Origin of the sequence: Rubellimicrobium aerolatum, assembly GCF_017872975.1 — a bacterium.
Lineage (GTDB): Bacteria > Pseudomonadota > Alphaproteobacteria > Rhodobacterales > Rhodobacteraceae > Rubellimicrobium > Rubellimicrobium aerolatum.
Genome location: NZ_JAGGJP010000058.1, coordinates 1 through 1,144, shown reverse-complemented (window position 1 = coordinate 1,144; position 1,144 = coordinate 1). Strand labels below are relative to the sequence as shown.

General features: G+C 70.8%; 1 protein-coding gene. It reads left to right on the top strand.

Going from position 1 to position 1,144, the window contains the following annotated elements; translation table 11 throughout:
• Positions 1-12 precede the first annotated feature (12 nt).
• Positions 13-1,144: S-(hydroxymethyl)glutathione dehydrogenase/class III alcohol dehydrogenase (locus tag J2Z33_RS18085; protein ID WP_209843647.1), on the top strand; the 1,132-nt coding region annotated here is incomplete at its 3' end.

Below are 1,144 nucleotides of genomic sequence, written 5' to 3'. Positions count from 1 at the left end.
GGGAGGGGGTCCATGCGGGCGCGGGCGGCGGTTGCGGTGGGGGCGGGGTTGCCCTTGGAGGTGATGGAGGTGGAGCTGGGGGGGCCTCGGGCCGGCGAGGTTCTGGTGGAGGTTCGGGCCACGGGGATCTGCCACACCGACGAGTTCACCTTGTCGGGGGCCGACCCCGAGGGGCTGTTCCCGGCGATTCTGGGGCACGAGGGGGCGGGCGTGGTGCTGGAGGTGGGGCCGGGGGTGACGAGCGTGGTCCCGGGCGACCACGTGATCCCGCTCTACACGCCCGAGTGCCGGCAGTGCCCGTCCTGCCTGTCGCGCAAGACGAACCTGTGCACGGCGATCCGGGGCACGCAGGGGCAGGGGCTGATGCCGGACGGCACGAGCCGGTTCAGCATGCTCGATGGCACGCCCATCCTGCACTACATGGGCTGCTCGACCTTCGCGAGCCACACGGTGCTGCCCGAGATCGCGCTGGCCAAGGTCCGCCCCGACGCCCCCTTCGACAAGATCTGCTACATCGGCTGCGGGGTGACGACGGGGGTGGGGGCGGTGATCCACACCGCGCAGGTGGAGATGGGCGCGACGGCCGTCGTGTTCGGCCTGGGCGGCATCGGGCTCAACGTCATCCAGGGGCTGCGGCTCGCGGGCGCCGACATGATCATCGGCGTGGACCTCAACCCCGAGCGCGAGGGCTGGGGCCGGCGCTTCGGGATGACGCACTTCGTCAACGCCTCCGAGGTGCCCGCGGGCGAGATGGTGGCGCATCTGGTGAACATGACCCGGCGGCGGGGCGACACGATCGGGGGGGCGGACTACACCTTCGACTGCACGGGCAACGTGCGGGTGATGCGCCAGGCGCTCGAGGCGGCCCACCGGGGCTGGGGGGTGTCGGTGGTGATCGGGGTGGCGCCCGCCGGGGCGGAGATCGCCACCCGCCCCTTCCAGCTGGTGACGGGGCGCACCTGGAAGGGCACCGCCTTCGGGGGCGCGCGCGGGCGCACGGACGTCCCCAAGATCGTGGACTGGTACATGGAAGGCAAGATCGAGATCGACCCCATGATCACCCACACCCTGCCGCTGGACAGGATCAACGACGGATTCGAACTGATGAAACGAGGCGAAAGCATACGCAGCGTCGTGGTGTATT